At 64.7% G+C, this 1,750-nt stretch carries 2 protein-coding genes; both read left to right on the plus strand.

All coding sequences use genetic code 11. From position 1 onward, the window contains the following. Window positions 1–1,051, plus strand: a 1,051-nt coding sequence (locus HX846_RS29135; protein WP_178966665.1) for an MFS transporter, incomplete at its 5' end; no start/stop codon positions are given. Window positions 1,052–1,097: 46 nt separating this feature from the next. After that, window positions 1,098–1,750: FadR/GntR family transcriptional regulator (locus tag HX846_RS29140; protein ID WP_178966667.1), on the plus strand; the 653-nt coding region annotated here is incomplete at its 3' end.

Genomic DNA, 1,750 nt, shown 5'->3' on the forward strand with positions numbered 1-1,750 from the left:
GATCGTCAGCGTCGGGCGACTGGGCGACCTGATGGGCCGCAGCCGCCTGCTCTTGGCCGGGTTGTTGCTTTTCACCGTTGCCTCGGCCCTGTGCGGCATGGCTCCGTCCCTCGGGCTGTTGATTGCGGCCCGCGCCCTGCAAGGCCTGGGCGCGGCGGTCATGATGGCGATGACCATGGCGCTGGTGGGCGGCACCGTGACCAAGAAACGCACCGGCCGCGCCATGGGATTGCTGGGCACGATGTCGGCCATGGGTACCGCGCTGGGGCCAAGCCTTGGCGGGGTGTTGATCGCGGGGTTTGGCTGGCGCGCGCTGTTTTTCATCACCGTGCCGCTGGGTGTGCTGACATTTGCCCTCGCCCGGCGCTATCTGCGCGTCGACCGCCATGGGCTACAGCCCGCGCAATCCGGGTTCAGTTTCTTGTCGACTTTACGGGATTCAACGCTAAGCGCTGGCCTGGCCATGAGCGCGCTGGTATCGGCGGTGATGATGGCGACCTTGGTGGTCGGGCCCTTCTACCTGACCCACGGTGCAGGCCTCGACCCTGCCTGGATGGGCCTGACAATGGCAGTCGGGCCCTGCGTTTCGGCATTGACGGGCATCCCTGCGGGACGTTTGACCGACCGTTTCGGCTGCGGCCCGATGACCATCGCCGGGCTGCTGGCGATGCTGGCGGGCTGCCTGCTGCTCTCCCTGGCGCCGCTGAACCTTGGGGTTGCCGGGTATATCACCCCGCTGATCATCCTCACCCTCGGCTACGCCCAGTTTCAAGCCGCCAACAACACCGCCGTGATGAGCGACGTACTGGCAGACCGCCGTGGCGTGATCGCCGGCTTGCTTAATCTGTCGCGCAATCTGGGCCTGATCGCCGGGGCTTCGGCCTTGGGCGCAGTGTTTTCGCAGGTTTCAGGTGACCTCTCCACGGCCACTCCCGGCGACGTGGGAAGTGGGATGCAAGCCACGTTCGGCGTGGCATTGGCACTGATTGGTGCAGGTCTTTTCCTGGCCCTGCGCACCCGCCTCGGCACCACACCTGTCTTGACAAGGTAAAATCGTAACGACTATTGTCTGACAACCTGATTATCAAGGTTTTCCCATGCTTGAGCTCCAGCGCCCTGATTCGCTCGTTATGCGCGTTGTCAGCGCCATTCGTGCAGAAATCGATTCCGGCCAACTGGCACCCGAAGCGCGCCTGCCCACCGAACAGCAACTGGCTGAACAACTCAATGTCAGCCGTTCGGTGGTGCGCGAAGCGATTGCCCAGCTCAAGGCCGACGGCGTACTGACCGCACGGCGTGGCCTCGGCTCATTTATCTCGCAAACCCCGGCCGGCACCGTGTTCCGCTTCCCGGAAAAAAACGGTCGCCGCCCGGACCTGGCGCAAATGTTCGAAGTGCGCCTGTGGATCGAAACCCAGGCCGCCTCGATTGCCGCCCAACGCCGCGACGCCGCCGACCTGCAGCGCATGAAGACCGCCCTGCAGGAAATGCACGACAAACGCGCCGACTTCGACGCCGCCGCCCTGGCCGATGTGGAATTCCACCGCGCCATCGCCGAGGCCAGCAAGAACGACTATTTCGTGGCCTTCCATGACTTCCTCAGAAGCCAACTGGCCAGCGCCCGCAAGACCGCCTGGGAAAACTCCGCCACCCGCTTTGTCAGCGGCTCGGCCGATGCCACCCAGGAACACACCGCGCTCTACCAGGCCATCGTCGACGGTGATGCCCAAGGCGCCGCCGCCTGTGCCGA

Source organism: Pseudomonas sp. K5002, assembly GCF_013386655.1.
In the GTDB taxonomy this organism is placed as follows: Bacteria; Pseudomonadota; Gammaproteobacteria; order Pseudomonadales; family Pseudomonadaceae; genus Aquipseudomonas.